The 527-nt window shown below is 36.6% G+C and carries 1 protein-coding gene; it reads left to right on the forward strand.

Translation table 11 applies throughout. The annotated features are described in order from the left end of the window. On the forward strand, nucleotides 1-527 hold a 527-nt coding region (locus BVI01S_RS21955; protein WP_156477385.1), incomplete at both ends, for an IS3 family transposase.

A 527-nucleotide genomic window follows, 5' to 3' on the forward strand; every position in this document is an offset into this window, starting at 1 on the left:
GAATGATAAAAGTAGCTAAGCTTCCTAAAAGTACTTACTATCACATCACAAAAAAATTAGACCAACCAGATCCTGATCGTAAATGGAAAAGAAGAATTAATTTCATCTACCATAGACACTCAGGACGTCTTGGGTACCGTCGCATTACGGACGTTCTTCAAGAAAAAGGTCACGATATTAACAAAAAGAAAGTTCTTCGGATCATGAGAGAATTGGGCCTTAAATGCATTGTGCGAATGAAAAAATATAAATCCTACAAAGGGAAAGTTGGCAAAGTGGCTCCCAACATCCTAAATCGTAATTTTAGAGCCGATAAACCTAATCAAAAATGGGTCACAGACATCACAGAGTTCAAATTGTTCGGTCAAAAACTCTATCTGTCCCCCATTCTAGACTTATTTAACGGAGAGATTATTACTTATACGATCCAATCCAGGCCAACATATGATTTGGTCGAGACGATGTTAGAACAAGGATTAAAACATGTAAATAAAGGTGATGAGCTCTTAATTCATTCAGATCAAGGA

The sequence above is a fragment of the Rossellomorea vietnamensis NBRC 101237 genome (assembly GCF_001591825.1).
GTDB classification, from domain to species: domain Bacteria; phylum Bacillota; class Bacilli; order Bacillales; family Bacillaceae_B; genus Rossellomorea; species Rossellomorea vietnamensis.